Genomic DNA, 403 nt, shown 5'->3' on the forward strand with positions numbered 1-403 from the left:
TCCTGGAGTTTGCCGTCGACCTCTTCGATCGGGCGTCGGTCGAAGGCATGGTGGAGCGGTTTGTCCGGGTGCTCGGGGCGGTCGTGGTCGACCCGGATGTGCGGGTGGGCGCTTTGGAGGTGCTGTCCGAGGATGAGCGGTATGAGCTGGTGGTGCGGCGTAACGCCACGGTGGTTGAGGTTCCGTGGGTGTCGTTGGCGGAGTCGTTCGCGGCGCGGGTGGCGGCTGACCCGTGTGCGGTTGCTGTGGTGTTTGAGGGTGTGGAGCTGTCGTATGGGGAGCTGAACGCTCGGGCGAATTGTCTTGCGCGGTTGTTGGTGGAGCGTGGGGCGGGGCCCGAGCGGGTGGTGGCGTTGATGCTGCCGCGTTCGGAGTGGTTGCCGGTGGCGTTGCTGGCGGTGGT

Annotated in this window: 1 protein-coding gene; it reads left to right on the forward strand. The window is 67.0% G+C overall.

Annotation, left to right across the window (positions count from 1 at the left end):
- Positions 1 to 403, forward strand: a 403-nt coding sequence (locus BIV24_RS30760; protein WP_143064710.1) for an AMP-binding protein, incomplete at both ends; no start/stop codon positions are given.

The sequence above is a fragment of the Streptomyces colonosanans genome (genome assembly GCF_001866645.1).
Lineage (GTDB): Bacteria > Actinomycetota > Actinomycetes > Streptomycetales > Streptomycetaceae > Streptomyces > Streptomyces colonosanans.